The organism is Vibrio tetraodonis (assembly GCF_003350295.1).
GTDB classification, from domain to species: domain Bacteria; phylum Pseudomonadota; class Gammaproteobacteria; order Enterobacterales; family Vibrionaceae; genus Vibrio; species Vibrio tetraodonis.
This window is the reverse complement of sequence record NZ_QLYY01000014.1, coordinates 136443-153918: the sequence shown is the minus strand read 5'-3', so window position 1 is coordinate 153918 and position 17476 is coordinate 136443. Positions and strand designations below refer to the sequence as shown.

General features: G+C 44.7%; 16 protein-coding genes. 6 read left to right on the top strand and 10 right to left on the bottom strand.

Features of this window, described 5'->3' with window-relative positions; translation table 11 throughout:
* Positions 1-110: 110 nt before the first annotated feature.
* The gene (locus DPF90_RS11150; protein WP_114786412.1) at positions 111-1049 is read right to left on the bottom strand and encodes an electron transfer flavoprotein subunit alpha/FixB family protein; all 939 of its coding nucleotides are present in this window, start codon (positions 1047-1049) and stop codon (positions 111-113) included.
* A gap of 10 nt (positions 1050-1059) precedes the next feature.
* Positions 1060-1809: an electron transfer flavoprotein subunit beta/FixA family protein gene (locus DPF90_RS11145; protein WP_114786411.1), complete on the bottom strand. Its 750-nt coding sequence runs from the start codon at positions 1807-1809 to the stop codon at positions 1060-1062.
* A 216-nt stretch (positions 1810-2025) separates the two neighbouring features.
* Here DPF90_RS11145 and DPF90_RS11140 point away from each other — a divergent pair, with 216 nt between their 5' ends.
* Complete coding sequence (locus tag DPF90_RS11140) at positions 2026-3693, top strand: electron transfer flavoprotein-ubiquinone oxidoreductase (RefSeq protein WP_205395189.1); 1668 nt, start codon at positions 2026-2028, stop codon at positions 3691-3693.
* Positions 3694-3751: 58 nt separating this feature from the next.
* Here the strand turns inward: DPF90_RS11140 and DPF90_RS11135 are convergent, their stop codons facing one another.
* Genes DPF90_RS11135 through DPF90_RS11105 form a run of 7 tightly spaced genes read right to left on the bottom strand, consistent with a single transcriptional unit; the run spans position 3752 to position 11279 of the window.
* Positions 3752-4510: an SDR family oxidoreductase gene (locus DPF90_RS11135; protein WP_114786409.1), complete on the bottom strand. Its 759-nt coding sequence runs from the start codon at positions 4508-4510 to the stop codon at positions 3752-3754.
* Positions 4511-4522: 12 nt separating this feature from the next.
* Positions 4523-5425: a 3-hydroxyisobutyrate dehydrogenase gene (gene mmsB, locus DPF90_RS11130; RefSeq protein ID WP_114786408.1), complete on the bottom strand. Its 903-nt coding sequence runs from the start codon at positions 5423-5425 to the stop codon at positions 4523-4525.
* 17 nt (positions 5426-5442) lie between these two features.
* Positions 5443-6573: an enoyl-CoA hydratase/isomerase family protein gene (locus DPF90_RS11125; protein WP_114786407.1), complete on the bottom strand. Its 1131-nt coding sequence runs from the start codon at positions 6571-6573 to the stop codon at positions 5443-5445.
* An 8-nt stretch (positions 6574-6581) separates the two neighbouring features.
* On the bottom strand, positions 6582-7370 hold the full coding sequence (locus DPF90_RS11120) for an enoyl-CoA hydratase (RefSeq protein WP_114786406.1): 789 nt from the start codon (positions 7368-7370) through the stop codon (positions 6582-6584).
* Between the two features lie 18 nt (positions 7371-7388).
* Complete coding sequence (locus tag DPF90_RS11115; RefSeq protein ID WP_114786405.1) at positions 7389-8543, bottom strand: acyl-CoA dehydrogenase family protein; 1155 nt, start codon at positions 8541-8543, stop codon at positions 7389-7391.
* An 11-nt stretch (positions 8544-8554) separates the two neighbouring features.
* Positions 8555-10048, bottom strand: coding sequence for a CoA-acylating methylmalonate-semialdehyde dehydrogenase (locus DPF90_RS11110; RefSeq protein WP_114786404.1), 1494 nt, complete (start codon positions 10046-10048; stop codon positions 8555-8557).
* Positions 10049-10067: 19 nt separating this feature from the next.
* Positions 10068-11279 carry an acetyl-CoA C-acyltransferase gene (locus tag DPF90_RS11105; protein ID WP_114786403.1) on the bottom strand — a complete coding sequence of 404 codons (1212 nt, stop codon included), beginning with the start codon at positions 11277-11279 and terminating at the stop codon, positions 10068-10070.
* 246 nt (positions 11280-11525) lie between these two features.
* Here DPF90_RS11105 and DPF90_RS11100 point away from each other — a divergent pair, with 246 nt between their 5' ends.
* The 5 genes from DPF90_RS11100 to DPF90_RS11080 are packed head-to-tail and all read left to right on the top strand — an operon-like array spanning position 11526 to position 16468.
* Positions 11526-11903: a MerR family transcriptional regulator gene (locus tag DPF90_RS11100; protein ID WP_114786443.1), complete on the top strand. Its 378-nt coding sequence runs from the start codon at positions 11526-11528 to the stop codon at positions 11901-11903.
* 56 nt (positions 11904-11959) lie between these two features.
* The gene (locus tag DPF90_RS11095; RefSeq protein WP_114786402.1) at positions 11960-13129 is read left to right on the top strand and encodes an isovaleryl-CoA dehydrogenase; all 1170 of its coding nucleotides are present in this window, start codon (positions 11960-11962) and stop codon (positions 13127-13129) included.
* 10 nt (positions 13130-13139) lie between these two features.
* Entirely contained in the window at positions 13140-14744 is a 1605-nt protein-coding gene (locus DPF90_RS11090; protein ID WP_114786401.1) for a carboxyl transferase domain-containing protein, read from the top strand.
* A 9-nt stretch (positions 14745-14753) separates the two neighbouring features.
* Positions 14754-15566 carry an enoyl-CoA hydratase-related protein gene (locus tag DPF90_RS11085; protein WP_114786400.1) on the top strand — a complete coding sequence of 271 codons (813 nt, stop codon included), beginning with the start codon at positions 14754-14756 and terminating at the stop codon, positions 15564-15566.
* Complete coding sequence (locus DPF90_RS11080; protein ID WP_114786399.1) at positions 15563-16468, top strand: hydroxymethylglutaryl-CoA lyase; 906 nt, start codon at positions 15563-15565, stop codon at positions 16466-16468. Before DPF90_RS11085 ends, DPF90_RS11080 begins: the two co-directional genes overlap by 4 nt.
* Here the strand turns inward: DPF90_RS11080 and DPF90_RS11075 are convergent.
* Positions 16448-17383 carry a DMT family transporter gene (locus DPF90_RS11075; RefSeq protein ID WP_114786398.1) on the bottom strand — a complete coding sequence of 312 codons (936 nt, stop codon included), beginning with the start codon at positions 17381-17383 and terminating at the stop codon, positions 16448-16450. The two genes, DPF90_RS11080 and DPF90_RS11075, sit on opposite strands and share 21 nt — an antisense overlap.
* Positions 17384-17476: the final 93 nt, after the last annotated feature.

Here is a 17476-nt window from a genome sequence, read left to right as displayed (position 1 = left end):
TCATCAGTCTTTTACGTGTATTTGGTCCAAGTTGAGTTAGCTTAAACTGAAAAACTCCGATAATTGAAAAAGCAATTATCGGAGTTTCACGCACAGTATACAGCTATGTGCTAAACAGCCTGTGTTAGCTCTGGCAGTATTTCAAACAGATCTCCCACTAAGCCATAGTCTGCCACCTCAAAGATTGGCGCTTCCGGATCACTATTGATGGCAACAATCACTTTCGAATCTTTCATACCAGCAAGGTGTTGAATAGCTCCAGATATCCCAACCGCGATATAAAGCTCAGGTGCAACTATTTTCCCTGTCTGGCCCACTTGTAAATCATTAGAGACAAAGCCGGCATCCACTGCGGCACGAGAGGCGCCAATAGCAGCATCAAGTTTGTCTGCTAGTTGTTCGATTAAAGCAAAATTTTCCTTACTGCCTACTCCTCGACCACCTGATACAACCACTCTGGCAGCAGGTAAGTCTGGACGAGCACTTTGCGTCTTTTGACGTTCAATTAAATCAGATATGTCGTTACCGATATTAATGTCGACAACCTTGATTTCAGCTTTCACATTATCAGTCACCGCTGCATTATCAAATGCCGAGCTTCGGATTGTCATCACCTTAGCTTTATCTAATGACTTTACTTTGGCCAGCGCGTTACCCGCATAGATAGGACGAATGACTGTGTCCTCAGATTCGATTTTGATAACATCTGATAGTTGACCTACATCAAGCAAAGCCGCAACTCTTGGCATCAAGTTCTTGCCAAACGTTGTCGCAGGAGCAAAAAGATGTGAATAACTCGCCGCGACTTGCTGAATCAATGGCGCGGTATTCTCTGCGAGCTGCTTTTGATAAATCTCCGAATCTGCCACTAGCACTTCTGAGATGCCTTCAACACGAGCGACAGCATCCACAACATTCTGACAATCACAACCAACAACAATTGCGCTTATTGATTGATTAAGCGCTGTAGCGGCAGAAATCGTTTTTAGGGTATCACTACTAAGAACTTGGTTATCATGCTCAACAATGACTAACGTTTTTGAATTCATGCCCATCTCCCTATAAGACCTTAGCGTCATTTTTAAGCTTAGATATCAGCTCACTCACGTTGGCTACCATTTCCCCTGCTGTGCGCGCCTTTGGTGCCATTACCTCAATGATTTCATGAGTTGATACTACTTCTACTCCTAAGTCATCTGCAGTAATGACCTCCAATGGTTTCTTTTTCGCTTTCATGATATTAGGCAAGGATGCATAACGTGGTTCATTGAGCCTTAAATCGGTACTAATGATCGCTGGCAACTGAAGTTTTACGGTCTCAAGTCCACCATCGACTTCTCGAGTCACGCTAACATGATCATTGTCTAAACTAACATCAGAGGCAAAAGTACCTTGAGGACGGTTGGTTAGAGCTGCTAGCATCTGAGCGACTTGATTGTTATCCGTATCAATGGACTGCTTACCAAGAAGAACAAGTGATGGATTCTCTTTGTCCATGACCGCTTTCAACAATTTTGCAACGGCGAGAGGCTCAGGAGATACATCATGTTTTATGTGTATTGCCCTATCAGCTCCCAATGCAAGTGCTCCTCTAAGGTTTTCTTGACTCGCAGCGTCTCCTATGGACACGACGACCACTTCATTCGCTTTGCCAGATTCTTTTAGACGAACCGCTTCTTCTACTGCAATTTCACAAAATGGGTTCATGGACATCTTAACGTTATTCGTTTCAACACCGCTGCCATCACTCTTCACCCTAACTTTTACATATGGGTCGATCACACGTTTTATGGCTACTAGTACTTTCACATCTCCTCCTTGGTGCTAAAAGTAACTACACAACAGTAACAGGCTGATATTCAGAATGTTTATACTGAGTTTCTCGATTATATTTTGCCGATCGGCTTCACATTAAACACAATTGGTCACCGATTCTGTCATATACATAGCTTAGTAAAGTTTACGTTTACGTCAACTAGACTATATTGATTAGTGTTCAAAAGTTGGAAAGGTAGGTTTACACCAATGGAAAGAGAATGTATGGAGTTTGATGTTGTCGTAGTAGGTGCAGGACCTGCTGGGTTATCAAGCGCAATAAAACTTGCACAGCTTAGTAAAATCAATGACATGCCTGTATCTATTTGCGTTGTGGAGAAAGGCGCTGAAGTTGGGGCGCATATCCTTTCTGGTGCACTATTTGAAACAAAAGCCTTGGATGAATTATTTCCTGATTGGAAAGATCTAGGGGCTCCTGTCAATAATCCAGTTAGCTTGGATGAGTTTGTCTATATGACTTCAGATCATCAGCATATAAAACTGCCATCTTTTATGACGCCCAATCTTATGCATAATAGCAATAAAAATCATGTTATTAGCTTAGCTAACCTGTGTCGTTGGTTAGGTCAAAAAGCCGAAGAGCTTGAGATTGAAGTTTATCCAGGATTCGCCGCAACAAGCATAAATTATGACTCAAATGGATCAGTGATTGGTATCAACACATCTGACATGGGACTCAATAAGTCAGGAGAGCAAAAGCCCTCGTTCGAAGCTGGCATCGAACTGAAAGCGAAATACACTCTTTTTGCGGAAGGAGCGCGAGGTCACCTAGGCAAAGAGTTAATCGAAACCTTCCAATTAGCCAATGAGTGCCAACCACAACACTACGCCTTGGGTCTCAAAGAAATATGGCAAGTACCCGCAGATCATCCTCATTACCAAGCAGGTCGTGTCCTGCATGGTGCGGGCTGGCCACTAAATCAAACGAATTCAAACGGTGGTAGCTTTCTCTATCACTTGGATAATAACCAAATCGTCGTCGGGCTTATCGTTGATTTAAACTATTCAAACCCTCACCTCAGTCCTTTCGATGAGTTTCAACGCTTTAAACATCACCCTCTAATAAGCCAATATCTTGAGGGTGGAGAAAGGATCGCTTATGGCGCTCGGGCGATTGCAAAAGGTGGACTTCATTCTCTACCAAAACAACAATTCCCTGGTGGTCTTTTAATTGGCTGTGATGCGGGCACCCTTAACTCAGGCAAAATAAAGGGAAGCCATACAGCTATGAAGTCAGGTATGTTGGCTGCTGAAGCCGTCTTCTCACAGTTAAAAGCAGAAAACAGTGACAACACGCCAGATTATCAAAGTGTATTTGAACAATCTTGGCTTTATAGTGAGCTTCATTTAAGCCGGAATTTTGCGTCATCAATTCACAGATATGGCGCCATTGCTGGTGGTGCTCTTGCAACATTGGAACAAAATGTTTGGCATCAGTTGCTTAAACGAGCGGCCCCATGGAATATCTCAGACACCAAGCCAGATCATCTTGGAATGAAAGAAGTCTCTGAGAGCCCAAGCGTAAGCTATCCAAAACCTGATGGTAAGCTGAGTTTTGACAGACCGTCATCCGTCTATCTGTCTGGCACGCAACACGAAGAAGATCAACCCTGCCACTTGGTGATTAAAAACGCAAATATACCCATTGAGAGTCATCTACCAAGGTTTGACGAGCCAAGCCAACGCTATTGTCCAGCTGGAGTATATGAAATTATCACGGTTGATAATAACCCCAAGCTTCAAATCAATGCAGCCAATTGCCTGCACTGCAAAACATGCGATATTAAAGACCCTTCGCAAAACATAACTTGGATACCACCTGAAGGTGGTGGTGGCCCCAATTACCAAAATATGTAGTAAAAATGAGTAAGGCACGCAACATAGCGTGCCTTTTGTTCGACAAAAATACGTTTGTTTACATAAAGATTCCGCCATCAACTTCAAATACACGAGCGTTGACGTAATCATTCTCAAAAATGAACTTGGCGGTTTGAGCGATTTCTTCAGGGGAACCCATACGACCAACAGGAACCATCTTCTCCAAACGCTCACGAGCTTCTGGTTTCATTCCTCCCGTCATCGCTGTTTCGATGACACCAGGTGCAATGGCGGCGGCCCTAATTCCATAGCGAGCAAGCTCTTTACCCCACGTGGTCGCCAGTGTTGCTACCGCCGCTTTCGACGCAGCGTAATTACTCTGACCAATATTCCCAGCTCTTGCAACACTGGAAATATTAATGATCACTCCGTTTCGTTGGGTATTGATCATCTGCGCAGCGGCTTCTCGGCCACAGAGAAAGGTGCCATTTAGGTTTACATCGATCACTGAATGAAATTGCTCAAGAGACATCTTGGTCATTTCATCGTCTTTAACCTTGATCAATAAGCCATCTCGAAGGATCCCTGCATTATTAATCAAACCGTCTAGTTGACCGAAATCTCTCACAATGTCACTAAATACCTGCTCAACTTGCTGCTCGTTTGTGACATTAACCTTATAAGTCAATGCTTTCACTCCCAGCACGTTGCACTGCTCCTTGGTATTTAGCAAGGCTTCATCATTTACATCGAGTAAAGCTAATTCAGCTCCCGCTTTTGCCAATGTTGTCGCCATCATCTGACCCAAACCTTGCCCGGCCCCAGTAATAGCTATAACACTATGTTTTAGTTCCATTCGCGTACCCCATTACTTTTCTGATTGATAAAACTCGAACAAACTTGAAAAGTCTAGCTCCTCATTACCATTTGCGTTATGAAAAGCATACAGATTTCGTGCGAGAGATCCCATTGGGACCGAAGATTGGCTCATTGAAGCCGCATCTAACCCCAATCCTAAGTCTTTGAGCATCAGCTTACTCATAAACCCTGGACGATAGTCATTACTTGCTGGCGAAGTCTCCATAACACCAGGACAGGGATTATAAAGTTCTAAAGCCCAATTGCGACCAGAACTCTGCAGCATAATGTTAGATAAGACTTTTGGATCAAGCCCATTATCAATGCCTAGATTCAACGCTTCGCAAGTACCAGACATTAAAATACCTAACATCAGATTGTTACATATTTTGCCCATTTGTCCATCGCCCGCTTTACCTGCATGGAAAATGTTCTTACCCATATGTTTTAGCACATTCTCAGCTTTAGAAAAAGCAGCTTCGGAGCCACCAACAATGAATGTTAATGTTCCAGCTTTAGCTCCAGCTACACCGCCAGATACAGGAGCATCAACAAAATCAAGGCCCTTTTGTGCAGCGCTCTCAGCAACCATTTTCGCTGAATGAGGATCAATGGTTGATGAATCAATGAGAAATGCGCCATCTTCAACCAAATCCAATAGCCCTTTCGAGCCTTTATTATCGCCAAGATATACATCTTTTACATGCTGGCTAGCAGGGAGCATAGTAATGATTGATTCGGCGTCTTTTACTGCATCCGCGATTGAGGATGCTGCATAGGCGCCTGCTGACTCTAAAACTTTTACCGCCTCTGGCATCAAATCAAACACTCGCACATTAAACCCTGCAGACAACAGATTCTCGGCCATGGGTCCACCCATATTACCTAAACCGATAAACGCAATGGTGTTCATGAGTAATTTCCTTATTTTTAGTAGTGACCAAGTGACGCTAATGGGTGGTCATTTTCATCCCACAATGAGCTAAACAAGTTGTTGATCGTGCCTATATCAACATTGTCGACTCGACTATATCGCCATTTAGGCTGGTTATCTTTATCAATTAGGCGGGCTCGTACACCCTCACGGAACTCGCCAAGCAAACAGCTGCGAACAGACAAGCTGAGCTCAAGACGAAAACAATCTGCCAACGACAAGTCACGATATTGTGTCAATTGACGATGACAAACATGCGCTGTAATCGGGCTGCCCAAAGCATGATTGCTTTTGGCAATTTCCATCCATTTCGTCTCTCCAGACAACCCGAGGATATTTTCACTCACTTGAGCAACACTTTCTGCATTGCATGCTTGTTTTATTTCATCAATAAAAGGCAGCATTTGTGAATCAGGCTGGTGCCCATTGACTCTATCATTTAATTGATTGAGAAGTACGCTCACTTCTTGATACACATCTTCAATGTCTGACCAAAGCGTGTCTTTGAGACAAGAGAGTAAATCCACTTTGTCATTAGCACTAACAATGTGATCGGCAAGCCTAATACCCAATGCGTCAGTAGCGTTGACCATGACCCCTGTCATCCCAAGAAATAGTCCAATTCCGTGGTCTAGCTTATTCAAGAACCATGTAGCCCCAACATCTGGGTAAAGTCCGATACTGATCTCCGGCATAGCGAGGCGACTTTCTGGAGTAACCACCTTATGGCTAGCCCCCATAAAGAGTCCCATACCACCGCCCATCACAATACCTTGCCCCCAAGCAATAATGGGTTTGCAGTAAGTATGGATCAAGTAGTCGCATTCATATTCAAGTTTGAAGAAAGAGGTGCAATAAGATGCGATCTCTTCGGAACAACCGCTACTCATCTTATCGTGCATAGTACGAACATCACCACCAGCGCAAAAAGCTTTCTCTCCCTGCCCCTCAAGAAAAATACAAACTATATTATCGTCTTCATGCCAGACCTCTAGTTGAGTTTTAAGCTGCATCAACATGTCATAGTTGAGAGCATTTAACGAAGGTGCATTATCAAGCGTTGCGACACCGATCTTTGCATTTCCTTCTTTACAATTTAGCTCTTCAAAGCGAACCAATGCTGTCATACCTCCCCCTATCTATTTTTCCATTGAGGTGGACGCTTCTCCAAAAAGGCATTCACGCCTTCCGTCTGATCCTCTGTATCAAATAATTGGATAAACAATTCACGTTCTCTGACTAGTCCATGAGCTAGGGGATTGGTTCTGGTATTTTGAATCAAAGATTTACAGGCTGTCACCGAAGATGGAGATTGATTAGCAACCATTTCTGCAAGACTTATTGCAGCATCTAGCGCATTGCCTTTACTGACAACTTCCTCGACCAATTTAATATTTAGAGCTTGCTCTGCTGTGACTTGCTCTCCGCACAAAATCATGCGTTTCGCCCAACCTTCACCCACCAAAGCTGTTAGGTTTTGTGTTCCCCCAGCACACGGAAGTAGGCCAACTTTCGCCTCTGGGAGCGCCATCACAGCTTGCTCTTCGGCGATACGAATATCACAAGCAAGTGCAACTTCTAGTCCCCCTCCCATGGCATACCCATTAATTGCAGCAATGGAGACGCCTCCATAACTCGATAAAGCTTCAAATGCCGCACCAAAAAGGCGAGACATATCAACCGCTACTGCTTTATCACCACTGGCAAAAAGCTTTAAATCGGCTCCAGCAGAGAAAAACTTCTCTCCCTGCCCAGTTAAAACTAACGCATAAACGTCTTTATTATCGTTCAATGCTAAAACCAGCTGTTTAAGCTCTGTAAGGCTTTCTGTTGTCCAGGTATTAGCTGGGGGATTGTTCATGGTGACAATTGCCACATGATTTTGGATAGTATGCTCAATGGCACCGCTCTCTGAAATATTCATTGTAATCTGTCCCTAAAATTAAAGTAGCTGAGAGCCTTCTGATAACACACGGCGAGCAATAATCAGACGCATGATTTCATTGGTTCCTTCGAGGATTTGATGAACGCGAACATCCCTAAAATGGCGTTCCATCGGATACTCTTTAATGTACCCATACCCGCCATAGAGTTGTAAAGCCTGATCGCAAATTTTAAATCCAACATCTGTCGCAAACCGTTTCGCCATCGCACAATATGCCGTAGCTTCCGAGTCCTTATTATCTAATTTGCTCGCAGCTAAACGCACCATCTGTCTCGCCGCAACCAACTCCGTGACCATGTCAGCCAATTTAAATTGCAAACCTTGAAAGTGAGCCAACTCTTTACCAAACTGCTTTCTTTCTTTGACGTATTGCAGAGCCTCATTAAGAGCCTGTTGCGCTGTACCAATAGAACAGGTCGCGATGTTTATGCGTCCGCCATCTAAGCCTTTCATCGCAATAGAGAACCCTTCCCCTTCTTCACCTAAGCGGAAGTGCTCTGGCACCACAACATTATCAAAGGTAATCGCGCGAGTAGGCTGACTGTTCCAGCCCATCTTAGGCTCTTTACGTCCGTAACTTATTCCATCAGCATCTGCTGGAACAATAAACGCTGAAATGCCTTTTGCCGATTGATCTCCTGTACGCGCCATCACGACAAGAACATCCGTATCGCCTGCACCAGAAATAAAGGCTTTACCACCGTTAATAACGTAAGTGTCAGCTTGTTTTTTTGCGTTTGTCGTCAACGATGCTGCATCTGAACCCGCATTCGGCTCAGTTAAACAGTAGGATCCTAGCCATTCCCCAGAAATCAGGTTTGGACAAAAGGACTGCTTGGCCTCTTTAGAAGCAAAGCTCGCAATCATCCAAGTGACCATATTATGAATGGTCATAAATGCCGTAGTTGACGTACAGCCCATGGCAAGTTGTTCAAAAATAATCGAAGAATCTAATCGGCTTAATTGCAATCCACCTTCATCTTCCGGTGTATACAAACTTAGAAAGCCCAGTTCTCCGGCGGCTTTAATAACATCCTTTGGAAATACTTGCTTTTCATCCCATTCTGCGGCCATGGGAGCTAGTTGCCCCATGGCGAACTGCTGAGCCGTTTCGGCGAACGCGCGCTGGTCTTCATTTAATTCAAAATCCATTTCTCCTCCCGCTATCGCAACTGAATGGTTAGATTTGGCCCAGTCGGGATATCGTCATCAAACCAACGTGAAGTAACAGTCTTGGTTTCGGTATAGAATCTAACGGCTTGCTTTCCGTATGCATGTAAATCGCCATAAAAACTGCCGCGCCAGCCTGTAAATGAGAAGAAAGGCAATGGAACCGGAATAGGTACGTTGATTCCCACTTGTCCGACTTGAATTTCATGCTGATATTTGCGCGCTGCTGCACCATTGGCAGTAAATATCGACGTGCCATTCCCATATGGGTTGTTATTAATTAACTCGATGGCCTCATCTAGGGTATCGACTTCCATGCACACTAACACAGGTCCAAAAATTTCCTGCTCATAGATAGACATATCTGTCGTTGTACCTGTAAACAGCGTCGGACCCAACCAATTTCCTTGTGGCATTCCCTCAACATTGCATTGAGTTCCATCTAGCTGGCATACAGCGCCTTGAGCTTTACCTTCCTCAATGAGCGCTACCACGCGGTTTTTCGCTTCTCTGCTGATAAGCGGACCATATGCCGCTTTATCGTCATTCCAAGCACCGGGCTGCATCTTCGCCATCTCTGTTTTCAGGTCTTCGATCCATTCTTTTGTGCTACCCACAAATACAGCCACTGAAATCGCCATACAGCGCTGTCCAGCTGCACCAACTGAGCTACCAACCAAGTTGTTGATTACTTGTGCTTTGTTCGCATCAGGCATAACGACCATATGGTTCTTTGCACCTGCAAAAGCTTGGACTCGTTTGTTATAGTCTGTACCCGTTTTGTAAATGTATTGAGCGACGGGAACAGACCCGACAAAAGAAACAGCTCGGATGGTAGGATGCTTTAGCAGAGTGTCAACTTGCTCTTTTCTGCCATGAACGACTTGCAACACACCTTTAGGGGCGCCGGCTTGTTCAAATAGTTCTGCTAACCTCATCGCGGTAAGAGGCACCTGCTCTGATGGCTTAAGAACAAAAGTATTTCCGGCTGCAATGGCTAGTGGGAACATCCACAAAGGGATCATGGCTGGAAAATTAAACGGAGTAATACCACAGCAAACACCAAGCGGTTGAATCATTGAGTAAGAATCGATATCTGTTGCAACATTCTCAACTGTCTCACCCATCATGTTACTGGAAATATTGGCTGCTTGTTCAACGACTTCAATCCCACGCCAAACATCACCTTTCGCATCAATTAAAATTTTGCCTGTTTCTTTTGAAAGTAGCTCTGCAAGCTCATCATGATGCTCTTTAAGTAAATGCTGATAACGAAGCATGACACGTGCGCGCTCCGATATCGCCACGTCCTTCCATGATTTAAAGGTCTCTGCAGCATTTTTTATTGCATGTTCCATTTCTTGTTCTGTTGCACATGGAACCTTAGCAATCACTTCGCTTGTGGCTGGATTTGTGACCTCAACCCACTCGGTTGTTTGAGACTGGCAGAATTCTCCACCAATGAATAAGGGAACTGACTGATTCATTATTGATTATCCTTGTCTTTTATAATGGTATTTCTATTCCAATAGCGGTTGCTTCACCACCACCAATACACAGTGATGCGATACCCTTCATCACACGTTTTTCATTCGAACTGCCATCACCACTTAATTTTTGAAGCTGACGCAAGCTATGAATCAAAGTCACGATAATTCTTGCACCGCTTGCCCCAATCGGGTGACCTAGTGCACAAGCTCCGCCTTTTACGTTCACTTTTTCACTATCAAGACCAAGTTGCTTCACGGCAATCTGAGTTACGACAGCGAAAGCTTCATTGATTTCCCACAGATCTACTTCATCAATATCCCAATCAAGCTGGGAGAGCAAATGCTCAATAGCGTGCACTGGTGCAATAGTAAATTCAGATGGTTGACGAGCATGAGTAGCATGCCCCTTGATTATCGCTAGTGGTTTCAAGCCTTTTTGTTGAGCTAACTGTCCATCCATAACGACAAGCGCTGCAGCCCCGTCAGAAATGGCGCTAGAGTTAGCCGCTGTGATAGAGCCATCTTTAGCAAAAGCAGGTTTAAGCTGTGGAATTTTTTCTGGCTTTATAGATGGTGGTTGTTCGTCATAATCCAGCACTTCGCCATTTCGCAAAGATACAGAGACCATTTCATCATCGAATAACTTTTGCTGCTGCGCCTGCATCGCTCTGCTAACAGAAAGTGATGCCCACTCATCCATTTTCTGGCGCGTAAAATCCAACTTATCCGCAATTTGTTGACCAAATACGCCCATCAACTCACCTTGATAAGCATCCTGAAGACCATCAAGGAACATGTGATCGTAGCTGGATTTGTGCCCCATGCGCATCCCAGACCGTGCTTCTTTGAGAAGATAAGGGGCATTGGTCATACTTTCCATACCACCAGCAAGGACACAGTTAGCACTTCCAGCTCGGATAAGATCATGTGCCAGCATCACGGATTTCATTCCTGACCCGCACACTTTGTTGACCGTCGTACACCCGACTGCTTCATCCAAACCTGCCCCTAGCGCAGCTTGTCTCGCTGGTGCTTGACCTGTTCCTGCCGGTAACACGCACCCCATATATACTTCGTTTATTAATCCAGCAACTTCCGGGTGCTCTTCAACAGCAGCTTTGATTGCCATAGCCCCTAGCTGAGGCGAAGAATATTCAGATAGCATGCCTTGAAAACGACCCATTGGGGTTCTCTTCGCCGCTACGATCCAAATCTCTTTCTGTTCCATTACCTACTCCTCATGACGGTTTAAAAACGGCTCAGCCCACCAAGCAACTGCGTTGCGAGTGTCTTAAGCATCACTTTTACTCGTTAGGCCATTAAATTTTTGCACGTTTATTCCTTGACGTTTACGTAAGCATAGCACTAACATTTACGTTAACGTAAACAAACACATTCGCAAACTGTAAAATCTTTTTTACCGTCGTAGCGGACAGTGTGATTGTCTATCACCAAACTTGGGGAGTTTCACCTGGTGGGAACCTATAAAATCAGCGAGCTCGCGAAAGAGTTTGATATCACAACAAGAAGTATCCGCTTTTACGAAGATATGGGCCTTATTCAACCTGAACGCAAAGGAAGCATGCGCGTCTATCAACGTAGAGACAAGGTTCGTCTCAAACTGATTTTACGAGGAAAACGGCTGGGTTTTTCGCTCGCCGAGATCCGTGACTTGTTGGAGCTTTACGATACAAATCAGCTGGATACTCAATTAATAAAAATGCTCAAAATCATCGACGACAAGGAAGCCGTACTCAAACGTCAGTTGGAAGACATCACAATAGTCTTAGAAGATTTGAATACTGCTCGAAAACGATGTGAAGAGGCTTTAGAGCGTTCTAAAGCAAGTTGAACTGCCATCAATAATGGATGTTGTGCTTAACAGAAAATCAGCCAATCGGAGGCGATATGATATCTCAATACACCCCTCTCAATTTCGGACTCGACGAGTCAATCAACATGTTGAGAGAGCACGTCAATGCTTTTGCTCGAGAGCAGATAGCCCCTATTGCGGCTAAAGTGGACGAAGAAAACCAATTTCCTAACCACCTTTGGGCTGAAATGGGAGCAATGGGATTACTTGGTGTCACTGTTGATGAAGAGTTTGGTGGTGCAAGCATGGGCTATCTTGCTCATGTGGTGGCGATGGAGGAAATTAGCCGAGCTTCAGCCTCCGTCGCTTTGAGCTATGGTGCCCACTCAAATTTGTGTGTAAACCAAATATTTCGCAATGGCAACGCTGCCCAACGAGAAAAATATCTTCCGAAACTAATTAGTGGTGAACACATTGGCGCTTTGGCTATGAGTGAACCTAATGCTGGTTCGGACGTGGTAAGCATGCAACTGAAAGCCGAGCTTAAAGGTGATCACTATGTACTTAATGGTAACAAGATGTGGATCACTAATGGTCCAGATGCTCATGTTCTTGTTGTGTACGCAAAAACCGACCCTTCCGCAGCATCGAAAGGGATTACTGCTTTTATCATCGAAAGGGATTTTGAAGGCTTTAGTCATGCTCAAAAGCTAGACAAACTCGGGATGAGGGGATCCAATACCTGTGAGCTGGTATTCAATAACTGTAAGGTTCCGGTTGAAAATGTCCTTGGCGAGGTAAATCAAGGCGTAAAAGTTCTTATGAGCGGATTGGATTATGAACGTGTTGTACTTGCAGCAGGCCCACTTGGCATTATGCAAGCCTGTCTTGATCTCGTGGTTCCTTATGTCCATGACCGCAAGCAATTTGGTCGTTCTATTGGCGAGTTTCAGTTAATCCAAGCAAAGGTTGCAGACATGTACACCCGAGCTAATGCCGCGCGCTCTTATGTTTACGCCGTAGCAAGCGCATGTGACCGAGGAGAAACAACCAGAAAAGACGCAGCTGGAGCTATCTTATACAGCGCGGAAATGGCCACTCAAATTGCCCTAGATGCTATCCAGTTACTTGGTGGCAACGGCTATATCAATGAATTCCCTGCCGGGCGTTTATTAAGAGACGCAAAACTTTATGAAATTGGTGCAGGAACGTCAGAAATTCGCAGGATGCTTATTGGGCGTGAACTGTTTGAAGAGTCACGCTAACGAGGATGTTATGGCAGTCATTAAAACTAAAATAAAAACCGATTCCCCATTGTTTGTTAAAAACCAGCAAGCAATGACAGGGCTTGTAGAAAAACTCAGTGCAGATCTAGAGAGCCTTAAACAAGGTGGAGGCCCAAAAGCCGTTGAAAGACAGCGCAAGAAAGGAAAATTGCCTGTTCGCGAACGTATCGATCTTCTGCTTGATCCAGGATCAGATTTCTTAGAAGTGGGCCAATTTGCGGCATGGGAGGTATACGAAGAGTCCATCCCATGTGCTGGCGTCGTGGCAGGAATTGGCCAAATCAAGGGTGTACCTTGTATGGTTCTGGCAAACGACCCTTCTGTTAAAGGTGGAACTTACTACCCGCTCACCGTCAAAAAACACCTTAGAGCACAAGAAATAGCGGAACGATGCAATCTACCTTGCGTCTACTTGGTCGACTCTGGCGGTGCTAACCTCCCCCATCAAGCCGAAGTGTTTCCTGATAAAGATCATTTTGGGCGGATATTCTTTAATCAGGCGCGCATGTCAGCCAAGGGCATACCACAAATTGCGGTTGTGTTAGGTCCTTGTACTGCGGGGGGCGCCTATATACCTGCCATGGCAGATGTGTCTGTAATCGTCAAAAAACAAGGCACGATTTTCTTGGCAGGTCCTCCGCTTGTCAAAGCAGCCACTGGTGAGATTGTGACAGATGAAGAGCTTGGCGGTGCCGATGTTCACTGTAGGAAATCTGGTGTTGCCGATTACTACGCAGAAAATGAGCAACAAGCGATGCACATGGCTCGTGAAGCACTATCAAGCTGTAATCAAGTGGCAAATCAAGCTCCTGTCGACAAAGCTCTCCCTCCAAGACTGCCAGCTGAAGAAATATATGGCATCGTCAATTCAGACCTACGCCTGTCTTTCGATGTTCGAGAAGTGATTGCCCGTATCGTCGATGACTCAGACTTTGATGAGTTTAAAGCCTTATTTGGTACAACGCTCGTTTGTGGATTTGCTCGAATTGAAGGCAGGCTGATCGGGATCGTCGCCAACAATGGCATTTTGTTTGCTGAATCCGCGCAGAAAGGTGCTCACTTTATCGAGCTGTGCGCAAAACGTAAGATCCCTCTGTTATTTTTGCAAAATATAACCGGTTTCATGGTTGGGAAAAAAGTTGAAGAAGGCGGTATTGCCAAACACGGCGCTAAGCTCGTTATGGCGGTCGCCTGCGCTGATGTGCCTAAGTTTACCATTATTATCGGCGGTTCATACGGCGCTGGTAATTATGGAATGTGTGGCCGAGCGTATGACCCTACTCTAATGTGGATGTGGCCCAATGCCAGAATATCTGTGATGGGCGGTGAACAGGCAGCTGGGGTTCTAACCCAAGTCAAACGCGAGGTGTTAAAGCGCCAAGGCGAGCCATGGTCTGATATTCAAGAAAATCAATTCAAGAAAGGAATTGTCGAATTGTATGAGCAGCAAGGCCACCCATACTATGCCAGTGCAAGACTGTGGGACGATGGAATTATCGATCCGAAACAGACCCGTGACATATTAGCACAAGCACTAAAAGCGGCGGCTCAAGCGCCTATTCCTGATAGTCAATTTGGCATCTTCAGAATGTAAGGAAACGGTATGAACAACACCAAGGATAGGACATACCTAGACTACCACCTTGATTCACGTGGCGTTGCAACCTTAACGTTAAATCGCATTGAAAAACACAATGCTTTTAATGCCGAAGTCATCGAAGCATTAATTGAATCCATCGAATCACTGGCTCATGATGAGTCAGTTCGATGCCTAGTGCTGCAAGGAAACGGCAAACATTTTTCTGCCGGTGCTGATTTGGCATGGATGAAATCTATGGCAAGTAAAACTGAGCAAGAAAACCGACAAGACGCATCTAGGTTAGCGTTTTTGATGCAATGTTTGGACAACTTCCCGCATCCAACTCTTGCTCTTGTCCACGGTTGTGCCTTTGGCGGCGCTTTAGGGCTAATCTGTTGCTGTGATATTGCGTTGGCAGATGACAGCGCACTCTTTTGTCTCAGCGAAGTAAAATTAGGCTTAGTGCCTGCAACCATTGGCCCCTACGTGAATCGTAGTATTGGTGCTCGACAATCAAGACGCTACATGTTGACGGCTGAACGATTTGATGCGATGCAAGCCCTGCATATGGGGCTGATTCATGAAGTAGTCTCTTCAGAGCAAATCAGCGAACGCCGAGAGCACATTCTTTCCCATATACTTGTTAACAGCCCTGTGGCAATGACAAAGACTAAGCTGCTTATTCAAGAATGCGAGTCTAAACCACTGGCGCATGAGCTGATTGATTATACTAGTGAGCTTATTGCTAACGTTAGAGTCTCAGAACAGGGGCAAGAAGGACTGAGTGCATTTTTTGAGAAGCGCTCTGCAAGCTGGGTAAATGAGGGACAGCCATGATCCCAAAAACAGATCTGCCTCGGTCAGTAAAAATTGTTGAAGTTGGACCTCGTGATGGCCTGCAAAATGAGAAAGCAGTATCAACACAAGCTAAAATTAAGCTCATTAATCAGCTTTCATCCTGTGGGCTTAAATTTATTGAAGCGGGCGCATTTGTGTCACCCAAGTGGGTGCCACAGATGGCGGACTCATTGGAGGTGATGCAGCAAATTAAGCGTCAGCCTAATATTTGCTACAGCGCCCTAACCCCCAACTTAAAGGGATTAGAAACCGCAATAACGGCCAAAGCAGATGAAGTCGCTGTATTTACATCGGCCTCTGAAGGGTTTTGCCAAAAAAACATCAATTGCTCCATTGAAGAAAGTTTAGAAAGATTTAAACCCGTAGTAGAACAAGCTCGGCAACGGAATATTCCTGTTAGGGGGTATCTATCTTGTATCCTTGATTGTCCTTATGATGGACCAACCGATCCAAACGAGGTTGCAAAAGTAGCTCGCTCCCTCATTGATCTGGGTTGCTATGAAGTATCTCTCGGCGACACCATAGGCACAGGCACGCCGATGCGAACAGCTAGAGTCATAGAAGCTGTGAGTAAGCAAGTTCCACTTGAGCGCATCGCCGTTCACTTTCATGACACCTATGGGCAGGCATTAGCTAATATTTACCAATCCCTGCAAATGGGTATTAGAGTTATAGACAGCAGTGTTGCTGGACTTGGCGGTTGCCCATATGCTGCTGGAGCTTCCGGTAATGTCTCCACAGAGGATGTCGTTTACCTGTGCCATGGCTTAGGTATAGATACTGGAATCGATCTACACATGCTTGCGCAAGCTGGTTGGGAAATCAGTGATACGCTGGGTAGAAAACCAACATCCAAAGTATCACTCGCTTTGCAACGCTAGATGAGACTGCCTCTTGGGCTGATGTGATTGCAGTAGTAAACATATCATGATCAGCCCTATACCTATCCATCCAAGTGCTTCGATACGCTCACCAACTATACTTACCGCAAATACAGTCGCAACAACAGGTTCAAAAAGCGTAAGTAAACTTGCTTGACTTGCTGACACTACTTTTAAGCCGTGTCCAAAGCAGACATACCCCAAAAACATTGGTACCAATGCCATATATAAAGCAACTGAGGTACTTAATTGTGTGTCAAATAGCCCACTACCGGTAAAAATAAGTGAAGGGATGAGAAATACAGCACCTAAACCAAAAACACTCCCCATCGCAGATTTTGAATTCGCCCCTTTAGTGATTAGATCTCTCGCCACCCATGCATAAATCGCGTAAGTCAAACCGGCTAACAATCCTAAGCTAACACCAATATGGTGATTTACCTCAGGAGACTCCATAGCGACAGGTGAGTCTGAAAAGACCAGTAAACTTATGCCTAATGTGCCGATAAAAAGACTAAAGGTCCAAAGTAAATCCACTGTGGTATTTTTGCTAAAAAGACGTTCTATGATGGCAACAAATAATGGCGCACTAGATATGGACACGACCGTACCAATAGCGACTCCAGCCATCTTCATAGAGGTGTAGAAAGCGAGAGGGTAAACCGCTAAGGCTAAGGCTCCAATACAAACTAGCCACTTGTTTTCATTCAATATCATCCTATCGCTGATGATTGTTTTCCGCGCAAACAATGCCAATAATAAACCGCCTAAGCCCATAGAAAATCCGCCAATCGCCAAAGGGCTCACATTGGGGATCAATGCAGCAGCCGTTCCTGTTGTTCCCCAAAGCAAAGACGAGAACAAAATCAAACCTATGCCAATTTTTCTCTGTTTTTGATGTACCGTGAGTTTCATTACCATTTTCTTATGTATGTAGTTAATGCACAAATGATAATGAAAAAAGATCAGATACACTTTGCAGATAAGACACTAAAGTTGGCTTTAAAG